Source organism: Tranquillimonas alkanivorans (genome assembly GCF_900115595.1).
Classification (GTDB): Bacteria; Pseudomonadota; Alphaproteobacteria; order Rhodobacterales; family Rhodobacteraceae; genus Tranquillimonas; species Tranquillimonas alkanivorans.
Map to the genome: position 1 here is coordinate 28546 of NZ_FOXA01000006.1, position 25635 is coordinate 54180.

At 66.5% G+C, this 25635-nt stretch carries 22 protein-coding genes and 1 pseudogene; 14 read left to right on the forward strand and 9 right to left on the reverse strand.

The features are described from left to right. The first annotated feature begins 43 nt into the window (after positions 1-43). Positions 44-544 (forward strand): TRAP transporter small permease, encoded by a 501-nt coding sequence (locus BM162_RS09075; protein ID WP_093420711.1) that lies wholly within the window; start codon positions 44-46, stop codon positions 542-544. After that, positions 541-1845, forward strand: a complete 1305-nt coding sequence (locus BM162_RS09080) for a TRAP transporter large permease (RefSeq protein ID WP_093420713.1) — start codon at positions 541-543, stop codon at positions 1843-1845. Before BM162_RS09075 ends, BM162_RS09080 begins: the two co-directional genes overlap by 4 nt. 42 nt (positions 1846-1887) lie before the next feature. Here BM162_RS09080 and BM162_RS09085 read toward each other — a convergent pair whose 3' ends face one another. From BM162_RS09085 to BM162_RS09100, 4 genes are all read right to left on the reverse strand, one after another. Next, the gene (locus tag BM162_RS09085) at positions 1888-2769 is read right to left on the reverse strand and encodes an amidohydrolase family protein (protein WP_093420716.1); all 882 of its coding nucleotides are present in this window, start codon (positions 2767-2769) and stop codon (positions 1888-1890) included. After that, positions 2769-3905: a mandelate racemase/muconate lactonizing enzyme family protein gene (locus BM162_RS09090; RefSeq protein WP_093420718.1), complete on the reverse strand. Its 1137-nt coding sequence runs from the start codon at positions 3903-3905 to the stop codon at positions 2769-2771. The genes BM162_RS09085 and BM162_RS09090 overlap by 1 nt, the downstream gene beginning before the upstream one ends. A 7-nt stretch (positions 3906-3912) precedes the next feature. Next, complete coding sequence (kdgD, locus tag BM162_RS09095; protein ID WP_093420720.1) at positions 3913-4821, reverse strand: 5-dehydro-4-deoxyglucarate dehydratase; 909 nt, start codon at positions 4819-4821, stop codon at positions 3913-3915. A gap of 62 nt (positions 4822-4883) precedes the next feature. After that, positions 4884-5630, reverse strand: a complete 747-nt coding sequence (locus BM162_RS09100) for a FadR/GntR family transcriptional regulator (RefSeq protein WP_093420723.1) — start codon at positions 5628-5630, stop codon at positions 4884-4886. Positions 5631-5790: 160 nt separating this feature from the next. On the opposite strand from BM162_RS09100, the gene BM162_RS09105 reads away from it, so the two are divergent. From BM162_RS09105 to BM162_RS09115, 3 genes are all read left to right on the forward strand, one after another. Next, a complete protein-coding gene (locus BM162_RS09105) occupies positions 5791-6765 on the forward strand; it encodes a TRAP transporter substrate-binding protein (RefSeq protein ID WP_093420725.1) in 975 nt (324 codons plus the stop codon). A 73-nt stretch (positions 6766-6838) separates the two neighbouring features. Continuing rightward, a complete protein-coding gene (locus tag BM162_RS09110; RefSeq protein ID WP_093420728.1) occupies positions 6839-7339 on the forward strand; it encodes a TRAP transporter small permease in 501 nt (166 codons plus the stop codon). Further along, a complete protein-coding gene (locus BM162_RS09115) occupies positions 7339-8619 on the forward strand; it encodes a TRAP transporter large permease (protein ID WP_093420731.1) in 1281 nt (426 codons plus the stop codon). Before BM162_RS09110 ends, BM162_RS09115 begins: the two co-directional genes overlap by 1 nt. A gap of 403 nt (positions 8620-9022) precedes the next feature. On the opposite strand, the pseudogene BM162_RS23230 reads toward BM162_RS09115, so the two are convergent. Next, positions 9023-9153, reverse strand: a pseudogene (locus BM162_RS23230) (integrase core domain-containing protein); the annotation flags it as partial. A 344-nt stretch (positions 9154-9497) separates the two neighbouring features. On the opposite strand from BM162_RS23230, the gene BM162_RS09120 reads away from it, so the two are divergent. From BM162_RS09120 to BM162_RS09140, 6 genes are all read left to right on the forward strand, one after another. Further along, positions 9498-11192 carry a Na/Pi cotransporter family protein gene (locus BM162_RS09120; protein ID WP_093420733.1) on the forward strand — a complete coding sequence of 565 codons (1695 nt, stop codon included), beginning with the start codon at positions 9498-9500 and terminating at the stop codon, positions 11190-11192. Continuing rightward, on the forward strand, positions 11152-11376 hold the full coding sequence (locus tag BM162_RS22365) for a hypothetical protein (RefSeq protein WP_143096131.1): 225 nt from the start codon (positions 11152-11154) through the stop codon (positions 11374-11376). The genes BM162_RS09120 and BM162_RS22365 overlap by 41 nt, the downstream gene beginning before the upstream one ends. 40 nt (positions 11377-11416) lie before the next feature. Beyond that, the gene (locus BM162_RS09125) at positions 11417-11893 is read left to right on the forward strand and encodes an NUDIX hydrolase (protein ID WP_093420736.1); all 477 of its coding nucleotides are present in this window, start codon (positions 11417-11419) and stop codon (positions 11891-11893) included. A 72-nt stretch (positions 11894-11965) separates the two neighbouring features. Then, positions 11966-13447, forward strand: a complete 1482-nt coding sequence (locus BM162_RS09130) for an inorganic phosphate transporter (protein ID WP_439332827.1) — start codon at positions 11966-11968, stop codon at positions 13445-13447. A gap of 315 nt (positions 13448-13762) precedes the next feature. After that, positions 13763-14695: an ABC transporter ATP-binding protein gene (locus BM162_RS09135; protein ID WP_093420741.1), complete on the forward strand. Its 933-nt coding sequence runs from the start codon at positions 13763-13765 to the stop codon at positions 14693-14695. Beyond that, the gene (locus BM162_RS09140; RefSeq protein WP_093420743.1) at positions 14692-15453 is read left to right on the forward strand and encodes an ABC transporter permease; all 762 of its coding nucleotides are present in this window, start codon (positions 14692-14694) and stop codon (positions 15451-15453) included. Before BM162_RS09135 ends, BM162_RS09140 begins: the two co-directional genes overlap by 4 nt. A 147-nt stretch (positions 15454-15600) precedes the next feature. Here BM162_RS09140 and BM162_RS09145 read toward each other — a convergent pair whose 3' ends face one another. The 4 genes from BM162_RS09145 to BM162_RS09160 form a co-directional block, all read right to left on the reverse strand. Next, positions 15601-16236: a GNAT family N-acetyltransferase gene (locus tag BM162_RS09145; protein ID WP_245759215.1), complete on the reverse strand. Its 636-nt coding sequence runs from the start codon at positions 16234-16236 to the stop codon at positions 15601-15603. 56 nt (positions 16237-16292) lie between these two features. Then, positions 16293-18812 carry a cation:proton antiporter gene (locus BM162_RS09150; protein ID WP_093420749.1) on the reverse strand — a complete coding sequence of 840 codons (2520 nt, stop codon included), beginning with the start codon at positions 18810-18812 and terminating at the stop codon, positions 16293-16295. Between the two features lie 51 nt (positions 18813-18863). Continuing rightward, positions 18864-19745: a DMT family transporter gene (locus tag BM162_RS09155; RefSeq protein WP_093420751.1), complete on the reverse strand. Its 882-nt coding sequence runs from the start codon at positions 19743-19745 to the stop codon at positions 18864-18866. Between the two features lie 360 nt (positions 19746-20105). Next, positions 20106-21806 carry a thiamine pyrophosphate-requiring protein gene (locus BM162_RS09160; protein ID WP_093420754.1) on the reverse strand — a complete coding sequence of 567 codons (1701 nt, stop codon included), beginning with the start codon at positions 21804-21806 and terminating at the stop codon, positions 20106-20108. Between the two features lie 140 nt (positions 21807-21946). Here BM162_RS09160 and BM162_RS09165 point away from each other — a divergent pair, with 140 nt between their 5' ends. Genes BM162_RS09165 through BM162_RS09175 form a run of 3 tightly spaced genes read left to right on the forward strand, consistent with a single transcriptional unit; the run spans position 21947 to position 25618 of the window. Next, complete coding sequence (locus BM162_RS09165) at positions 21947-22894, forward strand: TAXI family TRAP transporter solute-binding subunit (RefSeq protein ID WP_093420755.1); 948 nt, start codon at positions 21947-21949, stop codon at positions 22892-22894. 10 nt (positions 22895-22904) lie between these two features. Then, positions 22905-24839, forward strand: coding sequence for a TRAP transporter permease (locus BM162_RS09170; RefSeq protein WP_245759216.1), 1935 nt, complete (start codon positions 22905-22907; stop codon positions 24837-24839). Then, positions 24836-25618, forward strand: a complete 783-nt coding sequence (locus tag BM162_RS09175; protein WP_093420758.1) for an IclR family transcriptional regulator — start codon at positions 24836-24838, stop codon at positions 25616-25618. The genes BM162_RS09170 and BM162_RS09175 overlap by 4 nt, the downstream gene beginning before the upstream one ends. The last annotated feature ends 17 nt before the right edge of the window (positions 25619-25635 follow it).

Genomic DNA, 25635 nt, shown 5'->3' on the forward strand with positions numbered 1-25635 from the left:
CACGGCCGGGGCCACTCCCCCTTGCCTGTCCGATGGTGACGTTATGACCGCGCTTTCCGCGTTGGCCACCTCGATCAGCCGCGCCCTCGCCTTCGTCGGCGCGGCGGCGGTCGTCGTGATGATGCTGCACATCTGCGCCGACGTGGTTGTGCGCAACCTCTTCAACGTCTCGATGAACGTCACCGTCGACCTCGTCTCGCGCTACTACATGACGGCCATCGCCTTCCTGCCGCTGGGCTATCTGGAACTGCGGGACGAGATGGTGTCGGTCGAGCTGCTGGACGCGGCCTTCCCCCGCCCGCTCATGCGGGTGTCGGACACGCTGGTGGCGCTGATCGTCTCGGGCCTCTACGTCGTGCTCGCCTGGTCCACCTGGCCCACGGCGTTCTCGAACCTCCGCTCGGGGACCTTCGTCGAACTGGTGAACATCCAGCTTCCGGTCTGGCACAGCTACTTCATCCCGCCGGTGGGCTTCACGCTCGCCGCGCTCGCCACGCTGATCAAGGCCGCAGACCTGGTCCTGCCCGGGAAGCGCAGGGCATGAGCGTCGAGACGGGCTTCACCGGCATCGCGATCCTCGCGCTCTTGCTGATCCTGCGGGTGCCGGTCGCGATGGCGCTGGTCGCGGTGTCCTTCGGCGGCATCGCCTGGCTGCTGGGCGTGACCCCGGCCGTCGGCATCCTTTCGAACACCCCCTACAGCTTCGTGGCCAGCTGGACGCTTTCGGCGGTGCCAATGTTCCTGCTGATGGGCTTCGTCGCCTTCCACAGCGGCCTGACCGGCGGGCTGTTCGAGGCGGCGAAGGTCGTGCTGCGGCGGCTGCCCGGCGGGCTCGCCATCTCGTCGATCTTCGCCTGCTCGGGCTTTGCGGCGGTCTCCGGCTCGTCGCTCGCCTGCGCCGCCGCGATGGGGCGCATCGCCATCCCCGAGATGGTCTCGGCCGGCTACCGCCCCTCGATCGCGGCGGGCTCGATCGCCGCGGGCGGCACCATCGGCGCATTAATTCCGCCGTCGATCCTGATGATCGTCTACGGTGTCTTCGCCGAGACGTCGGTCACGCAGGTCTTCGTCGGCGGCATCGGCATCGGCATCGTCACCGCACTGGCCTATTGCCTGTGCGTCCTCCTCCTGGCCCGCTTTCGCCCCGACATCATCCCGCCCACCACGGTGGCCGCCGAACAAGCCGGCGGGCGCGAGGCGGTGCTGGCGGTGCTTCCTATCATCGCGCTCGTGGTTCTGGTCTTCAGCGGCCTGTTCTCGGGCTTCTTCACCGCAACCGAGGCCGGCGCTGTCGGCGCGCTCGGCACCATCGCGCTGGCTGCCGCGACGGGTCGCCTGTCCGGTCACGCCATCCGCCAGTCGCTGCTGGAAACGGTGACGACCAGCGGTTCGCTCTTCATCATCGGCGTCGGCGCGGCGATGTTCACGCGTTTTCTCGGGATCAGCGGCCTGTCCGGCTTCATCTCGTCGGCGGTCGCGGGATCGGGCCTGTCCTATGCCGAGCTGATGCTGATCATCGTGCTGATCTACCTCCTCCTCGGCACTTTCATGGAGCCGTTCGGCGCCATGCTGATCACGCTGCCGATCTTCCTGCCCATCCTGCGGCAAGAGGCGATCAGCCTGGTCTGGTTCGGCGTCCTGGTGGTCAAGCTGCTTGAGATCGGGATGATTACCCCGCCGGTGGGCATGAACGTGTTCGTCATCAAGAACGTCGCGGGGCGATACGTCTCGGTCATGCAGGTGTTCGCAGGCGTCCTGCCCTTCATCCTGGCCGACCTGCTGATCGTCGCGCTCGTCATCGCGGTCCCCGGGATCGTGATGTTCCTGCCGGACCTGCTGAACTGATCGCGTGCCATGGAAGCACCGAACGGGGCGCCACGCCCCTGATCAGATCGCGGCCGACCGGGAGAAGGATGGGAAATCGAATAGAGCCTCGGGGTTCTCGACGAGCGCGAGGTGCCGCCCTCGCTCGTCCGGGAACCAGCTCAGGCTGGTGTCGAGCAGAGCCGCGTCGTCTGGATATTCGCCGGTGCTCTGCGCAAGATTGTGCGGGAAATTCGTGCCCCAGACGATGCGTTCGGGGGCGTGGCAGGCCAGGACTCGTGCCACGGCGGCGACATCGTCGAAGTCGGGTGCTCCGGCCCGCGAGGATTCGTAGCAGCCGGCAAACTTGAACCAGCTATTGCCTCCGTCGATCAGGCGCTTGACCAGGTCGACCTCGGGGCCGTCGGGCGCGGCCCCGCGGAAGAACTTGCCATGATGATCGAGCACCCAGCGCGAGCGCAGCCTCGACAGCCGCGGGAAATGATCCTCGATGTTCGAGCCGTCGAACTGAATCGCCATCATCCAGCCAGCCGAAGCGGCCCGCGCGTCGACCGCCTCCAAGGCGTCCAAGCCGACCGCACCGCCCGGCAGGTCCATGATCCGAGCGCCACGCACCCCTCGGGCGTGCATCTCCGAAAGCTCGGTGTCGGAGGTTCCTGCGTCGATGACCGCCACGCCCCGCGCGATGTCCCCCATGGCGTCGAGCGCGGCGAGGAGGTTCGCATTATTGCGCTGATGGGCGTTGCCTTGCGTGACCACCAGCCGGTCGACGCCCAGCCAGTCCATCACCTTGCGGTACTCTGCCGGTCCTGGCAGCCCCTCCGGAAGCGCCGGGCCGCCCGGCCGGCAAGGAAAGCCGGGAAGGTAGAGGTGCAACTGCGTGTCCACCGCGCCGGGCGGAAGAGTCGTCCGGGGCTTTGCACCGGTGTAGGTCCGGTCGACCATCACGACGCCTTCGGAGCGAACTCGGCCAGCGCGTCGCGGTTGATCTCGATCCCCAGGCCGGGACCCGCGGGGATGACGACGATGCCGTTCTCGTGCTCGATCGGGCGGGTGACGATCGCCTGGCGGAACGGGTTTGGCGTTCGGTCAAACTCGAGGATCGGCTCTACCGGGTCGCGCCGGGGCGGGTCCGGCAACTGGGCCGCCACCCATTGCAGGCTGGCCGCGATCTGCACTGCCGTGCCCCACACATGCGGCACCAGCCGCACGCCGCGCAGGGCCGCCATGTCGGCGACGCGCCGCATCTCGGTGAAGCCGCCCGTGCCGCACAGATCGGGCTGGGCGATGTCGATGCAGCCGGATTCGAGCGGCTCGCGGAAGCCGAAACGCCCGTGCCATGTCTCGCCCCCCGCGACGGGGATGGGCTGGCTCGCCCGGACTTCTCGGTAGGCTTCCAACTGTTCAGGGATCACCGGCTCCTCGAACCAGTCGATGTCGTAGTCCGCTGCCTTCTGTCCCAACTCGATCGCCTCGCGCACGGTGTAGCCGTGATTGGCGTCGATCATCAGCCGGGTCTCGGGCCCGATGGCGTCGCGCACCGCGCGGATGACGGCCAGGTCCTCGGGGACGCCGAAGCCGATCTTGATCTTCACGGCATGGAACCCGGCTTCGGCATGAGCCGCGCACTCGGCGGCGTTGTCGGCGACCCGGTCCACGCCGTCGCGGCGGAACGAGCCAGTCGCGTAGGCGCGGACCTTCTCACGCACCCGACCCCCCAGAAGCACCGAGACGGGGACCCCGAAATGCTTACCCTTGATGTCCCAGAGCGCGACATCGATCCCCGACAGCGCCGTGACCGTCAGACCGCGCTGCCCCTGGTCACGGAACAGGTTGTAAAGCTCCTGCCACAGTATCTCGGTATCGCGCGGGTCGCGGCCGATCAGGCGTGGCGCGTATGCCTCGACCACCGCGGCGTTGGGCCGCGCGGGGCCGAGGCATTCGCCCCACCCCGTCGTGCCGTCCGCGCAGACGATCTCGACCAGCACGTGCTGGCGGCGGGTAAAACGCATCGAGGCGCTTTCGAAGGCAGTGTCGAGCGGGTGGTCCAGAATGTGAGTGTGAACAGCTGCAATCTTCATGGGCGGCTCACGGCTTTCCGGCGCGGGCGACGAGGTCCGAAAGCATCCCCACCTCTTCCTCGGTCAGATCCGACAGCGGCGAGCGTACCGGCCCCACGTCGTACCCGGAAAGCCGCACACCCGCCTTGATCGCCGAGACGGCATAGCCTTTGCGGCGACTGCGGATCTCCATGAACGGATAGAAAAAGTCGTTCAAAATCTGCTCGGTTCGGGCCCGGTTGCCGGCCCGCAGGGCTGAGTAGAAGTCGATCGCCAACGCGGGTACAAAGTTGAACACGGCAGATGAGTAGGTGGTGAAACCCGCGCCCAGATAGGCGTCCGCGAAGAGCTCAGCGGTGGGCATGCCGCCCAGATACGTCAGCCGGTCGCCCATGCGCGCGGTGATCTGGCGTACCAGCCCGATGTCGCCCGAGCCGTCCTTGAAGCCGACCAGGTTCGGGCAGGCCTCGCACAGCTTTTCCAGCGTGTCGGCCTGCAGGATGGCGTTGTCGCGATTGTAGACCATCACGCCGATCGCGACCGAATCGCAGACCGCCTTTACATGTGCATAAAGGCCGTCCTGAGGTGCATCGATCAGGTAGTGCGGCAGCAGCAGGATCCCGTCGGCGCCGGCGGCCTCGGCGGATTTGGCAATCTCGACGGCCATCGGCGTACCGTATCCACAGCCCGACACGATCGGAACGTCGCCCGACGCTTCCTTGGCGGTGCGCACGATCTCGGGGATCTCGGCCGGCGCGAGGGAAAAGAACTCGCCGGTTCCACCCGCCGCGAACAACGCAGTCGCGGGAAACTCGGACAACCACCCCACGTGCTTGCGGTAGACGTCGGGATTGAACGCGCCGTCGGCGCCGAACGGGGTCACCGGGAAAGACAGCAATCCGGCACCGAGCGCCGCCTTGATCTCTTGGGGGTCCATGAAACTCTCTCCGTGCAAGATGCCCCACAGGACTACACATTCATCATACAAGCGTCAACGAGTCAGTGCTCGCTCATTGCCGCCTTGCGGCGCAGCGCGCGATATCGGCGCAGCCCGTTCGTCAGATGACGCCGCATGGCCTGCCGCGCCCCATCCTCGTCTCCGGCGGAAATCGCATCCGCGATGCTGTGATGCTCGGTCCGCAGCTGAGCATAGTATTGACCGCTGACCACCGCGGCGGCGCCCCCACCAAGCCGCGCCCTCGGAATCGCACGCCCCCCCAAAGACTCCAGAAACTGCTCGAAACGGGGATTATTGGTGGCTCGCGCAACTGCTAGGTGAAAGTCGAAATCCAACGGCCCCGTCTCGCCGCCGGCCGCCGCGACCTTGTCCAACGCCTCCAGGGTTTCGATTATGGTCGCCTCTTGCGCAGGCGACCTCCGTGCGGCCGCCAGACCCGCGGCCTCCACCTCGATGGCAATGCGAAACTCCATCATTTCCAAAAGGTTGGATAGCTTTTGCAAATCCACGGCGTCGAACGCCGAGCCGCCCGACAGCGTATTGGCGATGACAAATACGCCGGCCCCCTGCCGGGCCTCGACCAGCCCTTCCGAACGCAAGGCTGAAATCGCCTCGCGCACGACTGTGCGCGACACGCCGTGCTGCGCGGTCAGCATCGCCTCGCTGGGCAGCTTTACGCCGACCGGCACCTCCCCGGACAGGATCGATGCGCGCAGTTGGCTCGCTAGACTCTGGACGAGGCTTCGCCGCTCGCCCGCTCCCTGCGCCGTGGCCGGTTTGCCCGCCATTGCCCGATGCTCCTCTTTCAGTATCCGCCCGCATGATAGTTACGGCTTCGGCGATCACAATACGAGCATTGACAGCTTGTCATACGAGTAGATACCAATCTATCAGGCTGCGGGAGTCGTCGAGGAGCTGACCGCAGCGCCAAACGAGGAGGAGACACCCATGAAATTGAACAGGATTTCGCCCGTTGCCGCCGCCGTCGCGGCGATCGCGGCAGCCGCTCCGGCCGCCGCCGAAGAGATCCGCGGCTGGAATACTCACGCTCCGGATTATCCCGTCTCGGTCGCGATGGACCACTTCGGCGAGATGGTTGCGGAGCGCACCGAGGGCCGGATCGAACCGAACACCTATCACTCGGCACAGCTGGGCGAGCAGGACCAGGCGATCGAGCAGATGCAGTTCGGCGGCATCGACTTCGCGGTGTTCAACCTCGTTCCGCTGAACAACATCGTCCCCGAGACGCAGGTCACCACCCTGCCCTATGCCTTCCGCTCGGTCGATCACATGCACCGCGTCGTCGACGGCCCGATCGGCGAGGAGCTCGCCGCCGCTATGGAGCCTGCGAACATGGTCGGCCTCGCCTGGTACGACAGCGGCGCGCGGTCGTTCTATGCCAACACGCCGCTGAATTCGGTCGAGGATCTGGAGGGGCTGAAGATCCGCGTCCAGAACTCGGATGTGAACGTTGCCATGGTCGAGGCGCTCGGCGCGAACGCGACGCCGATCCCCTTCGGCGAAGTCTATTCCTCGATCCAGACCGGCGTCGTCGACGGCGCCGAGAACAACTGGCCGTCTTACGAATCCACCGGCCATTACGAGGTGGCGCCGCACTACATCCTCGACGAGCACACGATCGTTCCCGAGGTCTTCGTCATAAACAAAGACACTTGGGACTCCTGGAGCGCCGAGGACCAGGAGATCGTGCGCCAGGCGGCGAAGGAGTCCGCCGAACTGCAGCGCGAGCTCTGGGCCGAGCGCGAGGAGCAGTCCGAGCAGATCGTGCGCGATGCCGGGGCGACCATCGTAGAACTCGAGGACAAGAGCGCCTTCATCGAGGCGATGAACCCAGTCTACGACCAGTTCGTCACCGACGAGAACCTGCGTGATCTGCTGAACCGCATTCAGGCCACCGAGTAATCCGCCTCCTCAAAACGGCCGCCTTCCGCGTTCTGCGGGGGGCGGCCGAGATCCGATATCGGAGCATAGAGACATGCGGTTCAAGGTGCTGGACTACCTCGTCACCCTGGTGGTGGCCGTCAGCGGCGGCGCGCTGGTCCTTCTGGTGGCGATCACCGGCTGGCAGGTCTATGGGCGCTACGTACTGAACGATACGCCCACCTGGGCGGAAAGATTGTCGCTGCTTCTGATCCTGATCGTTGCGCTTCCCCTGTCCGCGGTCGGACTGCGTGAGAACATCCACCTGGGCATCAGCTACATCGTCGAGATGCTGCCGAGACGAGCGCAGTACGGGTTCGAGCTACTCAGGACGCTGCTGCTGGGCGCCTTCGGTGTGGCGATGTCCGTCTATTCCTACGAATTGGTCGTCGGCACCTGGAACCGCGCCATCCCGCTGCTGGGCGTACCGCAGGGCGTGCAGTACCTGCCGCTCGTCATCACCGGCGGCCTCATCGTGATCTTCATGGCCGAGCGGATGTGGTTTCTGCTTCGCCACCCTGCCGAATGGCTCGAACGCACCGAGGAGACGATTTGATGGGGCTTGCCTTTCTGCTCGGCGGATTCGTGGTGGGGATCGTCATCGGGCTGCCCATCGCCTTCGCGCTTGGTATCGCGGCGCTGGCCGCGGCCTTCTACGAGGGCCTGCCCGAACTCATCGTGTTCCAGCGCATGATCGCCGGGATGAACGTGTTCTCGCTGCTGGCCATTCCCTTCTTCATCTTCGCCGGCGAACTGATGATGCGCGGCGGGATCGCGATGCGGCTAGTGCGCTTCGCGCAGGCCGTCGTCGGGCAGATGCGCGGCGGATTGGGGCTGGTCAACGTGCTGTCGTCGATGCTCTTCGGCGGAATATCTGGATCGGCCGTGGCGGATACGTCGGCGCTCGGGTCGGTCCTTATCCCCATGATGCGGGAGAAGGGCTACGACGACGACTACGCCGTGAACGTCACGGTCACGTCCTCCATCGCCGGGGTCATGGTGCCGCCGAGCCACAACATGATCCTTTACGCGCTCGCCGCGGGCGGCGGCATCTCGATCTCGTCGCTGTTCCTGGCGGGGGTCGTGCCCGGCATCATCATGTGCCTGTGCCTGGGTATCGCGTCTTACGTGGTGGCCATACGTCGCGACTACCCGGCCGAGCCCTTCCCCGGCATCGGGCCGGCTCTGATAACCGGCATCGTCGCGCTGCCGGGATTCCTGACTGCGGTGGTGATCATCGGGGGCGTGGTCTCGGGCATCTTCACCGTGACCGAGTCCGCTGCCATCGGCGTCATTTATGCCCTGCTGGTGACGGTCTTCGTCTATCGCTCGCTCAGCCTGCACGATTTCTGGCGCAGCGTCCTCCAGTCAATACGGACGACCGCGATGGTCATGGTGCTGATTGGCACCGCCACGTCCTTCGCGTATTTCCTGGCGCTCTACCAGGTGCCGGCCGCGATCCTCGACCTGCTGCTCAACATCACCGAGAGCAAGATCGTCCTTCTTCTGCTGATCAACATCGCGTTGCTGGTGCTCGGGGCCTTCATGGACATGGGCGCGCTGATCCTGATCTGCACGCCGATCTTCCTGCCCGTCGTGCGCCAGATCGGCATGGACCCGGTGCAGTTCGGCATGCTGCTGATGATGAATCTCGGCCTCGGCCTGACCACGCCTCCCGTCGGCGCTTGCCTCTTTGTCGGCTGTTCCATCGCGAAGGTGAAGATCGAGACGGTCCTCCGCACGATCTGGCCGTTCTACTTCGCCGTGCTCGTGGCGCTTCTGCTGACGACATACGTCCCTGCCGTGTCGCTGAGCCTTCCCGCCCTGTTCGACTAAGCCGGCGAAAGGCCGTCTTGCCACGCTTCATCTCCGGGCGCGGCCTGAGTGGACGCAACTTATGGCCGGAACGACTGGGAAACCCGCCGCCGCCCGACCACGCCACGGCCCCTGCCCGCTGCCTGAACTTTCATTCGGGGATGTCGTGGCCGCGTTCACTCACGGCAATACCTCGCGAGCCGATGGCCGCAAGGGATGATGCCTCGCCGACAATGGTGTCCGGCACTCAAAGGGCGACCCCTATTCCACGAGCTGGTACTATTTCGCGCGCCGATGTGCCTCACGCCCCCACCTCTCCGCACCCACACCGTCAGGTGGTGCGACAAGAGCAGGTCGGCCTGACGAGCCCGGACGCCCGCCAATCGACGAGATCGGATCAAGTTGCTTGGCAGGTGCCCCTCCTCTCGGCGTCGAGCAGCTCGTTGCGGAAGCGCGCGTTGAAGCTCTCGCGGTAGCCATTTCCCAAGGCAATCCGGGCTCGATACAGGCGGCCTGGACACCCAAAGCCGCGATCCAGTCGCGAACCTTTCGGGCCAAATAACTCGGGCGCGCAGCAAGTGTGGCCGTGTCTCAGGTATCTTACGGTGGTTTTGCACGCCACGCGCCGAAGACTAAGGCAGAACCCCATACTGAGCCTGCCGCGGGGACGTCAGTCGGCGGATGCTGTCAGGGACGTGAAGGATCGACCGAGCCTGGCGGGATGAGCGCGCGTCACCTCCGCTGCGGGTCGCAGTTTGATCGAAGAACGGCGTCGTCCGGTCGCTGTTCGTGCCGCATCCCCCCCTTCTGTCGGTAGATGAAGAAACGGATTCCACAACTGAATTGTCGGAGACTCCCAAGATCCCGTAGGATTATGAGCGAAGCACGAAGGCAACGGCATGGTTATACTCGAGTTTCTCCTGCAGATCACGGCGGCGACCCTGTTTCTGCTGTTCGGTGTGCGGATGGTGCAGGGCGGCATCGAGCGCGCCTACGGCAACCGGTTTCGGCGCCTGCTGTCCCAAAGCGGTCTGCCCCTGCGGACGACAAGCACAGGCTTCGCGCTTGCGATCCTGCTGCAGAGTTCGGCCGCGGTATCCCTGCTGGCCTCGAGCTTCGTCAGTACCGGCATCGTCACCTTCGCCGCGGCATTGGCGGTGGTGTTGGGCGCCGATTTGGGCTCGGCCTTCCTTGTGGGCGCACTCAGTTTCTCCGGCGAGGCCATCCTGCCGTTGATCCTGGTGCTGGGGGGCGTTCTGCACCTCAAGAGCGGCCGGGAACGACTGAAGAACCTCGGCTCGGTTCTGCTGGGCGTAGGCGTGATACTGATCGCGCTGGAGTTCCTACGCGGTGCGGTCGAGCCAGTGCGCGACAGCGCCTTCTTGCCCGCGGTCGCGGGGTATCTGGCCGTGGATGTCGTCACTGGCTTCATCACCGGAGCGGTGCTGGCCTTTGTCATGCACTCCAGTGTCGCCGCGATCCTAATGTGCGTGGCGCTGGTCTCCACCGGCGCGCTGCCGCTGGCGGCGGGGATCCCGTTGGTCCTCGGAGCCAATTTCGGTTCGGCGCTGGTGCCGGTCTGGCTGTCGCGGGATATGGACGCACCGGCGCGCCGGGTGCCGCTGGCCAACCTCGTGCTGCGGGGAACCTGGGCCGTGGTCGCCGCCTTCCTGCTGGCCCGGGTATCGCTGGAGGCGCTGATGCCGGGCGCCGCGCCGACCGCCCTGCTGATCGGACTGCACATTTCCTTTAACGCGGCGCTTCTGCTCGTCGTGCCGTTCACGGCGCGGCTGGAGCCGCTGGCGGCGCGGCTTCTGTCCGACGCCGAACTCGAGCGGGAGGACGTCCTTTTGCGACGCTCGGCGCTCGATCTGGCCTCGCTCCCGCACCCCGGAATGGCGCAGGCCTGTCTCAGACGCGAGGTCCTGCGCATGCTGCAAATCGTCGAGGCACAGTGCCTGCCGGTCATCGACATGATGCGCTCCACCACTGCCGAGGCCAGCGCCAAGTTGATCAAGCGCGACCGCCACATCAACGACGCGATGGACGCGGTCCGCAGCTTCGTCGCGCAGATGTCGAAGGACGACCTGCCCAAGGACGAGCGCAAGCGGGCGCGGGAACTGGCGCAATACGCGATAGGCCTCGAAGCCGCCGGCGACATCATCGTCCAGCGCCTGGTGCCGCGGGCCGACCAGATGGAGGAGGAGAATATCCGTCTCTCCAACGAGGGATACGCGGAGCTGCGCGAGATCCACGAGGCGATCCTGGCCAACATCGCGCTGGCTTCGACTCTGCTGATCGCCGACGATGTCGATACCGCGCGGCTCCTGATTAACGGCAAGGCGGAGGTGGCAAAGCTCGAGCGCAAAAGCTCCAAGAGTCATCTGAAGCGGCTGACCAAGGGCCGTGCAAGCTCGATCGTCTCCAGCGACATCCACCTTGAGGCCCTCAAGGCGCTCAAGGACATCAACAGCCAGGTGGCGTCGCTGGCCTACCCGATCCTGGCGCGGGAAGGGCACTTGTTGGCCTCGCGCCTGGTTGAAGAGCCTGCAGATGCTGACCTTCCCGACCCAATTCCGCCGCAGCGAAGTTGAGGCCACAGGTGGCGTGATCGAAGCTGGCAAAGTGCGCGGTCAAGCGGTGCTGACCGAACGCTCGCCTTCGCAGCCAAACCGGGGCATCCGAGGCGATGGGAACGAGCGGACGTCGGCTGCCGGCGATGAAGGCTTCACGCGTTGTGAAGAAGCAGCCGGAGACATCGGTTTGCTCGCGGCGTGAACTTGGCGTTAGTGTTCGGGCAATCATCGCGAGCAGATCCATGACTTCATTCTTCAAGAGGATGTTCTTCGAGTACATCCGTCCGATCTTCCTTCGTCCGTCCGGGCTTCAGGTCGCGGCCCTGTGCCACCGTTCCGGCACGGCGGGCCCCGAAATCCTGCTGATCACTTCCCGTGACACCGGGCGCTGGGTCCTGCCAAAAGGCTGGCCGATGCGCGGCCAAGACGCTGTCGGCGCCGCAACTATCGAAGCGTGGGAGGAGGCGGGGGTACGGCCACGAACAGTAGGCCAGGAGCCCATTGGCAGCTACCGCTACCGGAAAAAGCTGCGTGGTGGCGTGCCCGTGACCACCAGAACGCTCGTTTTCCCGATTGAGGTCGAGCACCTCGAGGAGGACTTTCCGCAGAAGGACGAGCGCGAACGGCGCTGGGTGGCTCCGACAGAGGCGGCACGCATGGTCAAAGAACCGGAACTGCGCGATCTTCTCGCAGCGTTTCGTCCGTCAGGTGTGCACTGAGCGTTGTTGCGTGATCCGATCGCGGATAAGCACGCCCACCGAATGCCATCCGAGCGGACGAGGACGGGACGCGTGACCGACCAGACGAACGAATACCAGTGGAAGACGCTGGACAAGGACCTAAATCGGATCAGCCGGGTTGAGTACGCGACGCTCTACGTCTCGCGGCCACTCGTGGGAATCGGTGTCTCGCTTGCCTTCGTCGTCCTGGCGACACTGGCCGCCGGTCTTGTCTTCGGACAGTCGTCGGGGATTGTCTTCGTGCTCACCGCCGCCGCTCTGGGGGCGTACATGGCGCTCAACATCGGCGCCAACGACGTCGCGAACAACATGGGTCCCGCGGTGGGCGCGAAGGCGCTTTCGCTTGTGGGGGCAATCGGCATCGCGGCGGTGTTCGAAAGCGCAGGAGCTCTGATCGCGGGGGGCGACGTCGTCTCGACCATCTCTAAGGGTATCATCGACCCGGCGAGCGTGGCCAGCGGGCGGACCTTCACCTGGGCGATGATGGCGGCGCTGCTTTCTGCGGCGGCCTGGGTCAACCTCGCCACCTGGATCGGCGCCCCGGTCTCGACCACCCATTCCGTCGTCGGCGGCGTGATGGGCGCCGGCATTGCCGCGGCAGGTTTCGCCGCGGTCAATTGGCCCACGATGGGCGCCATCGCGGCAAGTTGGGTGATTTCGCCCCTGCTGGGTGGCGTGGTGGCGGCCGCGTTCCTCGCCTTCATCAAGTGGCGCATCATCTACGTCGAGGACAAGATCGCAGCTGCGCGGGTCTGGGTGCCCGTGTTGATCGGCATCATGGCCGGAGCCTTTGCCGCATACCTGGCTCTGAAAGGCCTGAAGAGGGTCATCTCGATCGAGATCGGAACTGCATTGCTGATCGGGGCAGCGATCGGCGTTGCGAGCTGGCTGATTTCCATCCCGCTGATCCGCCGGCAGGCGAAAGGAATGGAAAACCGTAACAGGTCACTCAAGATCCTGTTCGGCATTCCGCTGGTGATCTCCGCGGCGCTTCTGTCGTTCGCGCACGGAGCCAACGACGTGGCCAACGCGGTGGGGCCGCTGGCCGCCATCGTCCATGCTCAGCAATTCGGCGGCTTTGCCGGAGAAGTGGCGATCCCGGTCTGGGTCATGGTGATCGGGGCCTTCGGCATCTCTTTCGGGCTGATCCTCTTCGGCCCCAAGCTGATCCGGATGGTGGGCAGCCAGATCACGAAGCTCAACCCAATGCGGGCCTACTGCGTGTCTCTCTCTGCCGCGATCACGGTGATCCTGGCGTCGTGGCTGGGTCTGCCGGTCAGCTCGACACATATCGCGGTCGGTGGCGTCTTCGGCGTCGGCTTCTTCCGGGAATGGCACGCCGAGCGTCGCGTCCGCGCCGCCAACAACAGCAGGCCGCCCGCGCGTCGCCTCGCGCGAGAGGAAAGGCAGCGCCGCAAGTTTGTGCGCCGCTCGCATTTCATGACGGTTGTGGCGGCATGGGTAATCACGGTGCCGGCAGCCGCGCTGCTCTCGGCAGCCTGTTTCGCACTGCTGACCCGCGCCTTCGGCTGATCTCCACCGAGACGGCTACGCCAAGCGAACAGAGTGGCTGTTCGCCGGGGCGTCCACCTCCGCAGTGAAGCACGGGACCAAGAACCTCCGCCATACCACCATTGCCCGGCAGGACGACGTTATTCTGCTCGACCTGCAGGTCTATGACCGCGCCCGTCATCATCGGGATGTCGCGCGGCGGCGTCGGCGTCCGTGGTCGCTTTCACCGTCCTGCGGCGTCGTTTTCTCCGGCCGTCCTGTGCGACGCCAAGACCTCCGGACTTGCCGATGCATCACGTGCCGCTAAGGTCCCCGTGACCTTCAGAAAGGCCGTACATGGCACCCGTCGTCTCCGTCACTGGTCTGGTCAAGACCTATGCCAGCGGCTTCGTCGCCCTGAACGACGTCTCGCTGAACATCGAGGAAGGCGAGATCCTCGCGCTCCTCGGTCCGAACGGCGCGGGCAAGACGACGCTGATCTCGACCATCTGCGGCATTACCACGCCGAGCGCGGGGCGCGTCAGCGTGGGAGGACATGACACGATCCGCGACTACCGTGCCGCCCGCAAGTTGATCGGGTTGGTCCCGCAGGAGATCAACCTCGAGCCGTTCGAGAAGGTGCTGAATACCGTCCGCTTCTCGCGCGGGCTGTTCGGGAAGCCGCGCGACGATGCGCACCTCGAACGAGTGCTGCGGCAGTTGTCGCTTTGGGACAAGAAGGATGCGAAGGTCATCGAGCTGTCCGGCGGCATGAAGCGCCGGGTCCTTATCGCGAAGGCCCTCAGCCACGAGCCCCGCGTCCTGTTCCTGGACGAACCCACGGCGGGCGTGGACGTCGAGCTGCGCAAGGACCTGTGGGAGACCGTCCGCCGGCTCAAGGCCGAGGGAGTCACCATAATCCTGACCACGCACTACATCGAGGAGGCCGAGGCCATCGCGGACCGCATCGCGGTGATCTCGAAGGGCGACATCCTTCTGGTCGAGGAGAAGGCTGCGCTGATGCGCAGGTTGGGCCGCAAGCAGATGGTGATCGAGTTACAGGCACCCATCGACGCCGTGCCCGAGGCGCTGGCGCATCATGCGCTCGAGACGGGACCGGATGCGGACACGCTGATCTACACCTATGACACGCAGCGGGAGCGGACGGGCATCACGCGGCTCCTGAACGAGATACAGGCGGCGGGACTTCAGTTGCGGGACGTGCAGACGCGGCAGTCGTCGCTCGAGGAGATCTTCGTCGGCCTCGTGCAGGAGGAGGAACGCGGATGAACCTCGAAGCTGTGCGCGCGATATACCTCTTTGAAATGTCGCGCACCTTCCGGACGATCTGGCAGTCCATCGTGTCGCCGGTGATCTCGACCTCGCTCTATTTCGTTGTCTTCGGCGCGGCGATCGGAAGCCGCATAGACCAGGTCGAGGGGGTGAGCTACGGCGCATTCATCGTGCCCGGCCTGATCATGCTCAGCGTCCTTGTCCAGTCGGTGACGAACGCGTCGTTCGGGATCTACTTTCCCAAGTTCATCGGAACCATCTACGAGCTTCTTTCGGCCCCGGCCTCGTTTCTCGAGATCACGGCGGGCTACGTGCTGGCGGCGGCGACGAAGTCTCTGATGATCGGCGTGATCATCCTGCTGACCGCGTTTTTCTTCGTTGACCTGCGGATAGAGCACCCGCTCTGGATGGTGTCCTTCCTGGTTCTCACGTGCCTGTCGTTCAGCCTGTTCGGCTTCATCATCGGGATCTGGGCGCAGAATTTCGAGCAGCTCCAGCTCGTCCCGCTTCTCGTCGTCACGCCGCTCGTCTTCCTGGGCGGGTCGTTCTACTCGATCTCGATGCTGCCGCCGGTGTGGCAGACGATCACCCTGTTCAACCCGGTCGTCTACCTGGTTTCGGGCTTCCGCTGGTCCTTCTTCGGGATGTCCGATGTCGGGCTGGGCTGGAGCCTTCTGGCCATCCTGGCCTTCACCGCCATTTGCCTCGCCACGATCTGGTGGATCTTTCGCACCGGATACCGCATCCGGTCGTAAGGAGGGAAACCAATAGCCGGGCGGAATGCCTGCAACCGAGGGGCTGGTGAAGATGCTGCCGGGCTACCGCACGAGTGGCCCAACAGCAGCCTGACCCTCTCTCCCTCATGGCGGCAACCAACGGTGTGGCGGACGGGCGCTCCTGTTTCAGCCGTCGCCGGAGGCGCCGCTGACGGTTCGCTCGCAGATCAATGGAACGTGCCGGGCGGCGTCACGCGGCAGGACGCCTTGCAGGCGCGGGTCGGGCGCGACCTCGACCTCCCGGCGATAAGCGCTGAACCCGGACCGGAGGTAGAACGGCAGTGCGCCGGGGTGATCGAGCGTGCAGGTATGGACATGGAAGCGCCTGACATCGCCGCGCCACGCAAGTTCCAGGGCGCGGTTCATCAGGAAGCGGCCCGCCCCCGTGCCGACGAGGGCCGGGGCGAGCCCGAAATAGGCCAGCTCGCACTGCCCCGGCTGGCGGAAATCCAGCTCCAGAAGTCCCGCCTCCGCAGACCCGTCGCGCAGAACGTGAACTTCGACCAGGAGGTCGGAGAGGACCGCTTCCAGCTCTTCTTCCGCGAGATCAAGGCGCGAGAACCAAAGCCAGTCCGCACCCACTGTCCTGAAGAGCGCCCGGTACCAGTCGACGGACGGAGAGCGCACGAGGTCGAGCCGCAGCGTCTCCGCCCCATGTTCCGGACGCGGCGCCGCCGGCGCCAGCATCTCGAGATGCGTCACGACCGAGGCAAGGTGTCCCTCCGGAACAGCGTGAAATCCCGGCTTCAAATCCATCGTCATTCCCCTTCACCGCAACCGCTGCGACGGGTAATGCAGCGTGCCAGGCCTCTCAACCCTCACCCGGACCTGCGCGGACGCACGGCGGAGGACAGGGCGCCCAGCGGGATGCCGCGTTCCTCCGCCGACTTGCGGACGGCCTCCCGGATCGCCGGGCTTTTCTCGAGAAGTCGCATGAAGCGTTTGTCGTCGAGCGTCAGCAGGGTCGTCGGCGCGATGGCCTCGACCTCCGAGGGAAGCGCCCTCTTGTGCAGAAGCGCGAGCTGGCCGAAGAACTCGCCGCGGCCCAGCCGATAGGTCTGCCCGGCCCGCCGAAGCTCCACCGCCCCCGACGAGATGAAGTGCACGGTATCGGCGGTCGTCCGGCGGCTGACGATCAGGTCGCCCGGCGCGTGGTAGCGCGTGCGCAGGCTCCTGCCCAGAAGCCGAAGGCTGTCCTCGTCAAGCTCCGAAAACAGCGGCACCTGCCGCGCCAAGTCCGTCCGCGCCACCGCGATGTCGAGCCCGGGTCTTCGGCTTTCCTCGGCCAGCCGCACGTCGATCCTTTGCAACAGGTCGGTGTAAAGCTCGTCGCCGATCAGGCCCTCCTCGTGCAGCAGGTCGTACTCCCGCCGCTCCAGCCTCAGGGCGGTCCGGCGGATGAAGCGCCGCTCAAGCTCGTCGGCATAGCCCGGGTACTGAAGCTTCAGCCCGTCGAGCGCCTGCTCGACCATCTCCTGTCGCCGGCCGAGCAGGTCGTGCAGCAGCTCGGCCACGCGGCGTCCGTGGATGCGACGGATGCGCATGTCGATGAAGGCATCAAGCTCGCGCAGGATCAGGCGCTGGAAGATCAGGATCTCGAAGCGGTCCGCCGTCCGGTGTGCCAACGGCCCGGCGATCCCGAAGCGGTTGTAGAGCGCCACCGCCGTCCGGAACTGCCGCGTGAAGCCGACGGCCCGGCGGGAAGCACGGCGATAGCCCAGGCGACCGTCTTGCCGCGTCGCCTCGATCAAGTGATCGGCGTCCGACAGAAGCCGATCGGTCAGCCGCTCGGACACGCCGTGTTCGCGGATGCGCTCCAGGACGAGGTTGCGTTCCGCGCCCGCCACGGCAATCAGCCCAAGTGTCACCCGGTCGCGGTCGAGGATCTCGCGGCTGTCCTCCGCCCGCCGGACCGCGCCGTCGAGCCGCTCGGCGAACTGCTTGGCCTCGGACCTGACGATGTCACGGGACAGCTCGTAATCCTCGGTGGCGCGCTGCACGTCCTCCCGGACGGTTTGCAGCGCCACGGCAATCACCTGGTTCGACAGCGCGGCGTCGAGCGGCGACAGCTTGTCGAGCCCCAGCCACGAGATCACCCAGCGCAAGGTCCCGCCCTGCACGACGAGGGTGAACAGCGTGTACCCGGTGGCGAGCACGCCCACCATCCGCCTCACGTCGGGCGGCACGCGCAGGCTTTCGGTCACCGCAAGCGCCAGCGCCAGCGTCACCGCCCCCCGCAGGCCGCCCCAGAGGATCGCCGCCCGGTAAGGGCGCCCCATCTCCGGCGACAGGCCCGAGACGGACAGAAGCGGCAACAGGCCATAGAGGATCACCGCGCGGGCCAGAAGCGCCGCCGCCACGACCACCAGCGTCAGCCCCACATCCCACAGCGTAATTCCCTCAAGCAGCCGCGGGATCAGCAGGGCCGCAAGCACGAAGATCAGCGCCCCGGCCCAGTGCGCCAGAAGCTCCCAGACCTCCTTGAGCGCCGTCCACGCCGCCGGGGCAAGCGACGCCGGCGCGGTCAGGTTCACGGTCAGCCCGGCGACGACGACGGCAATGACGCCCGACGCGCCCAGCAGGTTCGCCGCGACGATGTATGACAGGTAGGGCAACGCCACCGATACCGAAAGCTGCGCCAGCAGGTGCCGCGAGAAGCCCGCCATGATCCACACGGCCAGTCGGCCGAACAGCCAGCCCGTCAGCGCGCCGCCGAGGATCAGGTAGGGAAAGCGCCCCGTCGCCTCGACCAGGTCGGGGTTCGGGACGCCCCGCATCACGAAGCCCATGAGCACCCCGAACAGCGCGATGGCGGCGGCGTCGTTCAGCAGGCTCTCGCCCTCGATGATGCGCGTCAGCCTGCGCGGCGCGGCGATGGAGCGGAAGATGCCGACGACGGCCGAGGGATCGGTGGTCGACACGATGGCGCCGACCAGAAGGCAGGCGACCAACGAGAAGTCCGAAATCCAGTAAAGCGCGTGGCCTATCACGAAGGTCGAAAAGATCACCGCGACCACGGCCAGCGACAGGATTGGCACCCAGTCGTCGATCATCCGGCGCACGTTCATGCCCAGCGTCACCTGGAAAAGAAGCGTGGGCAGAAACAGATACAGGAAGACATTCGACCGGATCGGCAGGTTCAGGATCGCCTCGGCCACGGGGTTGAAGGCATCCGTCAGCTCGGTGCGCAGCAGGAACCCCGCCACCAGGCCGATGCCGATCCCGAGCCCGGCCAGCAGCACGCTGTAGGGCAGCCGCAGGCGCGCGGCCAGCGGCTCGGCCACGCCGAGCGCCAGGAACAACGACGCGATGATCGCGGTGATGATGACGACGTCCAAGGCGGCGTCCCTGCCCCTTACCAGCCGGCGCCCAAAAGGCCCCCTGCTCCTCTACCCCTCGAGCTCCCGCTCGCGGAAGACGATGAAAAGCCCGCTCATGACGATGATCGCCGCGCCGAAATAGGTGGCGGCGTCCGGGACCTCCGACCAGATCGCCCAGCCCATGAGCGTCGCCCAAAGCAACGCGGTATAGTCGAACGGCGCGACGACGGCTGCGGGCGCGAAGCGAAAGGCCTGAGTCATCATGGTCATGCCGGCGGTCCCGAAGAACGCGATCCCGGCGAAGAGCCACAGGTCCTCCCCCTGCACCGCCGTCCACACGAACGGGCTGACCAGACCGCTCAGAAGCGCCCCCGCCCCCACGAGGTAAAGCATCATCGTCCACACGCTTTCGCGCGGGTCGACCCAGCGCGCGCTGATCATCAGCACGGCATAGAACAACGCCGTCGCCAACGGGAACAGCGACGCCGGCTGGAACGCTGCGCTGCCGGGCCGGACCACGACGAGGACGCCCAGAAAGCCCGCCAGCACCGCGCTCCAACGCCGCCAGCCTACGTGCTCTTTCAGAAGCACGACCGACAGCGCCGTGATGAAAAGCGGTGCCGCGAAGACCAAAGTCGTCGCCTCGGCAAGGCCAAGGAAGCGTAGCCCCGTGAAGAACAGCGTGGCGGCGCAAAGCCAGAAGACCCCCCGCACCAGGTGCGCGGTCGGCCGATAGGAGCGCAGAGCGGACCGCCCGCCCATCCTGAGGGCGATCACGACGGCTACGGGCAAGGCGATCAGGTTGCGCAGGAACAGAATCTGGATCGCCGAGTACCCGGCGGTCAACTCCTTCGCGATCGCGTCGTTCACGCTCAGGCAGGCGACGCCGACGCACATCAGCAGGACGCCAGTCAGCGATTTCGTAGGCGCACGCGCCACGTCCGTCTGCATGAGGTCCTCCTGTTGTGCGGCACCACCTGACGCTCTTGGATCACCGAACGGCCGGCCTCACAAGACAGATGCGGCGCCGAGCGCAACCAAAGAGCAGATGCTCGCGCGCCACCTGCGGCTGAGATGGAAGGCGCGAGATTCAAGTCCCCTTTATGTCCTGCGCAAGTAAGCCCCCCGGACGTGAAGGGGCCAATCCCAGCCCATGTACGTCGCCGAGGCCCGCCTGCGACTACGTCACCATCAGGCTCTTCCAGTCCCGCTTACGTGTCATGACGACCGAGCAGCCGCACCCCGGGTCTCGCCGCGAACGGTGCAGCCCCAAGGGGCGCCGCCGAAAGCCGGGGCAAGAAGAGGCGCGCTTCAGTGCTGGTCTGACAGGGCCACCCTAACGTCCAGCACCGCCTGACGTTTCTCCTCCTGCACGACCCGGACCGCGCGTTCGAGCGCGTCCGGCAGCGCTGCTCCGTCGCTGACGCGCTCGACATGCGCCCTGCTCGCCCCCGCGATCTGGCAGAAGTCGGGTTGCGGTTCGAGCGAGGTCAGCGGCATCTCGTTTGCCCGCGTCGCCGCGCCGCCTGGATAGCCGTTGCTCACCGAGCGGCGGACGGCGTTCCACAGGCCGTTGTTCTTTATGATCGTCAGCACGGGCAGCGAAAGCGCCTCGGCGATCTGGTGGCAGGCGACGGAATTGGCGAAGATATATGATCCGTCGCCCATGCAGGCGACCGTCAGCTTCCCAGGCCGGGCCAGCTGTGCGCCGAGTGCCGCAGGCAGCGCCCATCCGAGGCCGCCCGAATGCGGGTTGTTGAACAGCCGGTTCGGCCCGGAGAGGTCCATCATGCCAGGCAAGGCGCCCAATTCGGAGAACACCATACCGTCCTCGCCCAGCACGCGCGACAGGCACAGGCTCAGCCATTCCGAGGCCATCGGATCCGTGCATCCCGCCTCGGCGGTCTCGCGGGCCGCTTCCCGGCGTGCGCTGGCGCGGGCGGCGAGCTTGCGGGCGCGGTCCGGCATCGCCTCCTTCGCGAGAGCCGCGTCGAGCGCCTGAATCCCGGAAACCGGGTCGCAGGCGATGGCCAGGTCGGTCCGGTAGCCGCGCACCGGCATCCGCGTGAAGTGCGGGTCGGGGCCCAGATGGGCGATGCGCACGTCCTCGCCAGGACCGTGCAGCCTTTCGATCCACGGGATGTCCGCGTCGAGCGCGATCACCAGGTCTGCACCCTCAAGCGCCGCTCCGGCATCGTAGCCCAGGAGCGACGGATCGCCCGAGGCCAGGACGTTTCGCACCGAGTACGGCTCGGCCACGCCGATGCCCAGCCGGCCGGCGAGGGACGACAGCGCCGCCGCCAGCCGGCCCTGCGGATCGCCCCGCTGGCACAGGATCACCGGCGCCCGAGCCTCACGCAGCCAGCCCGCCAGCGTCTCGACCGCCGCCGGGTCGGGCGCGGCGGGCGTGGCGGCGGGACGGCGGGCGACCGGCTGACGCTCGTCACCAGTGATCCCGGCGGTCAGCGGCTCCCGTGGAAGGCTCAGATAGACCGGCCCGCGCGGCTCGCTCATGGCAAGCGCGAGCGCACGGGAGACCAGCGGCTCGCCCTGTTCGGGATACCGCATTTCATAGTGGTGCTTGACCGTGTCCGAGACCAACGACGACTGGTCGTACATTTCCTGACCGTACTGGATGGGCGTCATGCGGCCCCCGGGCCGTCCGGTTTCCGTCAGCGGCGTGCGGCCGGACATCACCAGCACCGGGACGTTGTCCGAGGCCGCGTTGATCGTCCCCATCACCACGTTCGCCAGCCCGACGTTCACGTGCACCATCACCGCCTGCGGTCTGCCGGACGCCAGGTAGTAGCCGTGTGCCATGCCGACCGCCGCCGTCTCGTGCGGGATTGTCACCGGCTTCGGCATCTCTTCGGCGGGAAGCGTGCAGAGCGCCTCGATGATCGGGGGGAAGTCGGTCCCTGCATTGGCGAAGAGCCACTCGACGCCCGCTCGCTTCAGCCCCAGCAGCACAGACTCCGCCCCGTTCTCCGGGTGCCTGATGACGTCGCTCATGTCCGAAACCCTCCCTCGACCTGCGACACTTTGTACTTGCTTCTACGTCAACTGCATGCACGATTGAACGCGAATCTCACGATGTGGGATTTTTGGCCGGCCCAGGGAGGGGCCGGCCGTCCATAAACGGGAGGAAAACAATGCGGAACGTCATCGCAGCCGCGGCGCTCGGGCTTGGGGTCGCCGCGTCGGCGGCCTCGGCGCAGAACGTCGGCATCGCCACGTCGAACCCGGGATCGCTGTTCCACAACATCGGCACCGCCGTCGCCAACGCGGCGAACGAGGGCGGGCTGAACACCACGATCCAGCCCGCCACCAGTCCGAACCAGTACCTGCCCTTCGTGAACTCGGGCGGGATCGAGTTCGGCGTCGCGAACCTGCAGGAAGTCAACTACGGCGTCACCGGCGACGCGTGGTGGAACGGGGTGCAGAACCCGAACATCCGCGTCGTCGGGATGCTGATGCCGCTGGTCGAGGCGATCTTCGTGCGCGCCGACAGCGATATCGGATCGCTCGAGGACCTCGTGGGCCACCCGATCACCTATGGCTACACCGCGCAGAATACGATCCTGCCGCAGTACGATGCCATCTTCGCCACCGCCGGCCTGACCGCCGACCAGTTCGAGCACGTGAGCGTGCCTTCGGTCGTGGGCGGCGCCGATGCCTTCATGGCAGGCGAGGCCGACGCCTTCATCTTCGCCCACGGCGCCGGCAAGGTGCGGGAAGCCGACGCAGCCGTGGGCGGCCTCTATGCCCTGCCGGTAGGTTCGTCGGACGATGCGGCGCTCGAGGCGGCGCGCGAGCACTGGCCCACGGCGTCGTTCAAGGAGTTCAAGGCCGGCTCGATGCCCGGCGTGACCGAGGACGCGACGTACATCGCCTTCCCGCAGGTGGTCTTCACCCATGCCGACGTGCCGGACGACGTCGTCTATCAGATGGCCAAGGCGATGTACGAGAACGCGCAGGTCATGGCCGACACCTTCCCGCCGTTCAACGCCTTCAGCCCGGACGAGATGAAGGGTGATCCCGGCGTGGCCGAATTCCATCCCGGCGCGCTGAAGTTCTACGACGAAGTCGGGCTCGAGTGAGGGGCGCATCGTGAACGACCGCGCGCAGGGGAAGGCCGTTTCCGGCCTTCCCCGCTCCGTCTGGAAGCCCGTCGCCGACCTGCTGGCGCTGATGATCCCGGTCACGGCGGCGGCCTGGGCGTTTTCGCTTCAGCGGCAGTTGGGACTGGGGCTTTACCCGCAGCAGTTCTTCGCGGCGATCCTGATGTTCACGCTTCCGGCGGCGTACCTGACGATGCCGGCCAGGCGGCTCGAGCATCGGGAGACCGTGCCGTGGTACGACGTGGCGCTGGCGGTCATGTCGGCCGTAGCTGTCGGGTACATCGCGCTGCGCTACCCGCAACTCGTCCTTATGATCTTCGCGCGGCCGGCGGCCGTCTGGGTGCCCGGTCTGATCGTCATCCTCCTGACGCTCGAGGCGCTGCGCCGGGCGACCGGCTGGGCGCTGGTCATCATCATTGCCGCCTTCATCCTCTACGCGCTGTTCGGTGACCTTATCCCCGGCCGCCTGCAGGGCCGGCCGCAGAACTGGCAGCTTCTGTCGGGCTACATGGCCTTCGACTCGAATGGCATTCTGGGCCTTCCGATCTCGGTCGCGGCCACCGTCGTCGTCGCGTTCATCTTCTTCGGCACGCTGCTGGGCATCACCGGCGGCTCGCGCTTTTTCACCGACGCCGCGATGCTGGCGATGGGCCGGTTCCGGGGCGGCGCGATGAAGATCGCTGTGCTGGCCTCGGGGCTTTTCGGCTCGATCAGCGGTTCGGCGGTGGCCAACGTCGTGGGCACCGGCGTGGTGACGATCCCGATGATCAAGCGCGACGGCTACCCGGGCCACAAGGCCGGCGCGATCGAGGCCGTCGCCTCGACCGGTGGTCAGTTGATGCCGCCCGTGATGGGCGCCGCCGCCTTCCTGATGGCCGAGTTCCTGTCGGTCCCCTACTCCTCGGTCGTGATGGCCGCGCTGCTTCCGGCGGTGCTGTACTACGTCGCGCTGTTCATCCAGGCGGACCTGGAGGCGGCGAAGCTGGGCATCCGGGCGGTCCCGAAGTCCGAGATACCGGCGGGGCGCACCGTGGCGAAGGGTCTGCACTTCATCCTGGCCTTCGCGGCGCTGATCTACCTTCTGTTCTGGAAAAGCTGGCAGCCGGAAAAAGCCGCGCTGGCCGCGACGCTGGTGCTGATCACGACGTCGCTGATCCTGGGCTATCAGGGCGAACGACCGGGTCTGCGCAAGCTCTTCGGCGCGCTGGCGGGGACCGGGCACGCGGTGCTCGAGATCATCCTAATCTCGGCCGCCTCGGGCATCGTGATCGGCGTGCTCAACGTCACCGGCCTGAGCTTCAACCTGACCTACGCACTGGTGCAGATCGGCGGGGGCAGCGCCATCGTGCTGCTGGCGCTGTCGGCGCTCGTCTGCATCATCCTTGGGATGGGACTGCCGACGCTGGGCGTCTACGTCCTGCTCGCCGCGCTGGTTGCGCCCGCGCTGATCGAGGTCGGGATCGAGCCGCTCGCAGCACACCTCTACGTCCTTTACTTCGGCATGATGTCGATGATCACCCCGCCCATCGCGCTTGCCGCCTTCGCGGCGGCGTCCATCGCACGTTCGCCCGCCATGGCGACGGGCTGGGCGGCGATGCGCTTCGGGTGGTCGGCCTACGTCATCCCGGTTCTCTTCGTGTTCTCGCCCACGCTGATCCTGATCGGAGAGCCGTTCGAGATCGGGCTTGCCATCGTTACGGCGGGGATGGGCGTCTGGCTCGTCTCGGCGGGGCTGGCCGGGTTCTTCTCGAACCGGCTGACCCCGGTGATGCGGGGCCTGTTCATCGCCTTCGGCCTCGCCGCCCTGATGCCGGCTGGCATGTTCCCCGGGGCCGTGATCAGCGACGTGATCGGCGTGCTGGGCGGGGCGGGCCTGATGGCGGTGGAACTGATGCGCAAGCCCACGGCGGAGGCGCAGGCATGAGCGGCGCGGGCAGCGGTGAACGCATCCTGGCGCTGCTGGGCCTGTTCTCGGAGGCGCGGCCGGAATGGACGCCGGACGAGATGATGGCCGAGACGGGGTATGCGCGTCCGACGCTGTATCGCTATCTCAAGGCCCTAAAAGAGGCGGGGCTGGTCGCGTCGCTCTCGGGCGCGACCTACACGCTCGGACCCCGCGTGGTGGAGCTGGATTTCCTCATGCGCCGGTCCGACCCGCTGATCGAGGCGGGCGAGCCCTTGCTGCGGGACCTGTCCGAGGCGTGGCCTTGCACGGCGCTTCTGGTGCGCTGGTACGGCAACCGGCTGCTCTGCGTCGCCTCCGAGTGCTCGGCCGAAAACCCCAAGTCGAGCTACCCGCGCGGCCGTCCCATGCCTCTGGCGCGGGGCGCGATCAGCCGGGCGATCCTGGCCTACCTGCCGCGCCGGCAGATGCAGCAGAAGATCGCCGAGAACTTGGGCGAACTTTCGGCGCTCGGCCTGGGCGACACGCCCGAGGCGGTCGCCGACACGTTCCGCAAGGTGCGCCGCGCGGGAGCCGCCATCGCGCACGGAGAGGTGACGCCCGGAGTCGTCGGCATCGCTGCCCCAGTCTTCGACGCCGGCCATTCGCCCGTGGCGGCCCTGTGCCTGACGCTTGCCGAGGACGTGGCAACGCCGGATCGGCGCCCCGACATCGCGCGCGCCGTCTGGCGCGCCGGGGAACGCCTGAGCGAACAGCTTGCCGAGCGCGGCGCGCCACGAGCCATGGAAACGAGCGCCTGAGGGCGCGGAAGGAGTGA

Excerpts from the sequence above, each read along its gene's own strand:
- BM162_RS09075 (WP_093420711.1), top strand. The coding sequence starts at position 44 with ATGACCGCGCTTTCCGCGTTGGCCACCTCGATCAGCCGCGCCCTCGCC.
- BM162_RS09080 (WP_093420713.1), top strand. The coding sequence starts at position 541 with ATGAGCGTCGAGACGGGCTTCACCGGCATCGCGATCCTCGCGCTCTTG.
- BM162_RS09085 (WP_093420716.1), bottom strand. The coding sequence starts at position 2,769 with ATGGTCGACCGGACCTACACCGGTGCAAAGCCCCGGACGACTCTTCCG.
- BM162_RS09090 (WP_093420718.1), bottom strand. The coding sequence starts at position 3,905 with ATGAAGATTGCAGCTGTTCACACTCACATTCTGGACCACCCGCTCGAC.
- kdgD (WP_093420720.1), bottom strand. The coding sequence starts at position 4,821 with ATGGACCCCCAAGAGATCAAGGCGGCGCTCGGTGCCGGATTGCTGTCT.
- BM162_RS09100 (WP_093420723.1), bottom strand. The coding sequence starts at position 5,630 with ATGGCGGGCAAACCGGCCACGGCGCAGGGAGCGGGCGAGCGGCGAAGC.
- BM162_RS09105 (WP_093420725.1), top strand. The coding sequence starts at position 5,791 with ATGAAATTGAACAGGATTTCGCCCGTTGCCGCCGCCGTCGCGGCGATC.
- BM162_RS09110 (WP_093420728.1), top strand. The coding sequence starts at position 6,839 with ATGCGGTTCAAGGTGCTGGACTACCTCGTCACCCTGGTGGTGGCCGTC.
- BM162_RS09115 (WP_093420731.1), top strand. The coding sequence starts at position 7,339 with ATGGGGCTTGCCTTTCTGCTCGGCGGATTCGTGGTGGGGATCGTCATC.
- BM162_RS09120 (WP_093420733.1), top strand. The coding sequence starts at position 9,498 with ATGGTTATACTCGAGTTTCTCCTGCAGATCACGGCGGCGACCCTGTTT.
- BM162_RS22365 (WP_143096131.1), top strand. The coding sequence starts at position 11,152 with ATGCTGACCTTCCCGACCCAATTCCGCCGCAGCGAAGTTGAGGCCACA.
- BM162_RS09125 (WP_093420736.1), top strand. The coding sequence starts at position 11,417 with ATGACTTCATTCTTCAAGAGGATGTTCTTCGAGTACATCCGTCCGATC.
- BM162_RS09135 (WP_093420741.1), top strand. The coding sequence starts at position 13,763 with ATGGCACCCGTCGTCTCCGTCACTGGTCTGGTCAAGACCTATGCCAGC.
- BM162_RS09140 (WP_093420743.1), top strand. The coding sequence starts at position 14,692 with ATGAACCTCGAAGCTGTGCGCGCGATATACCTCTTTGAAATGTCGCGC.
- BM162_RS09145 (WP_245759215.1), bottom strand. The coding sequence starts at position 16,236 with ATGACGATGGATTTGAAGCCGGGATTTCACGCTGTTCCGGAGGGACAC.
- BM162_RS09155 (WP_093420751.1), bottom strand. The coding sequence starts at position 19,745 with ATGCAGACGGACGTGGCGCGTGCGCCTACGAAATCGCTGACTGGCGTC.
- BM162_RS09160 (WP_093420754.1), bottom strand. The coding sequence starts at position 21,806 with ATGAGCGACGTCATCAGGCACCCGGAGAACGGGGCGGAGTCTGTGCTG.
- BM162_RS09165 (WP_093420755.1), top strand. The coding sequence starts at position 21,947 with ATGCGGAACGTCATCGCAGCCGCGGCGCTCGGGCTTGGGGTCGCCGCG.
- BM162_RS09175 (WP_093420758.1), top strand. The coding sequence starts at position 24,836 with ATGAGCGGCGCGGGCAGCGGTGAACGCATCCTGGCGCTGCTGGGCCTG.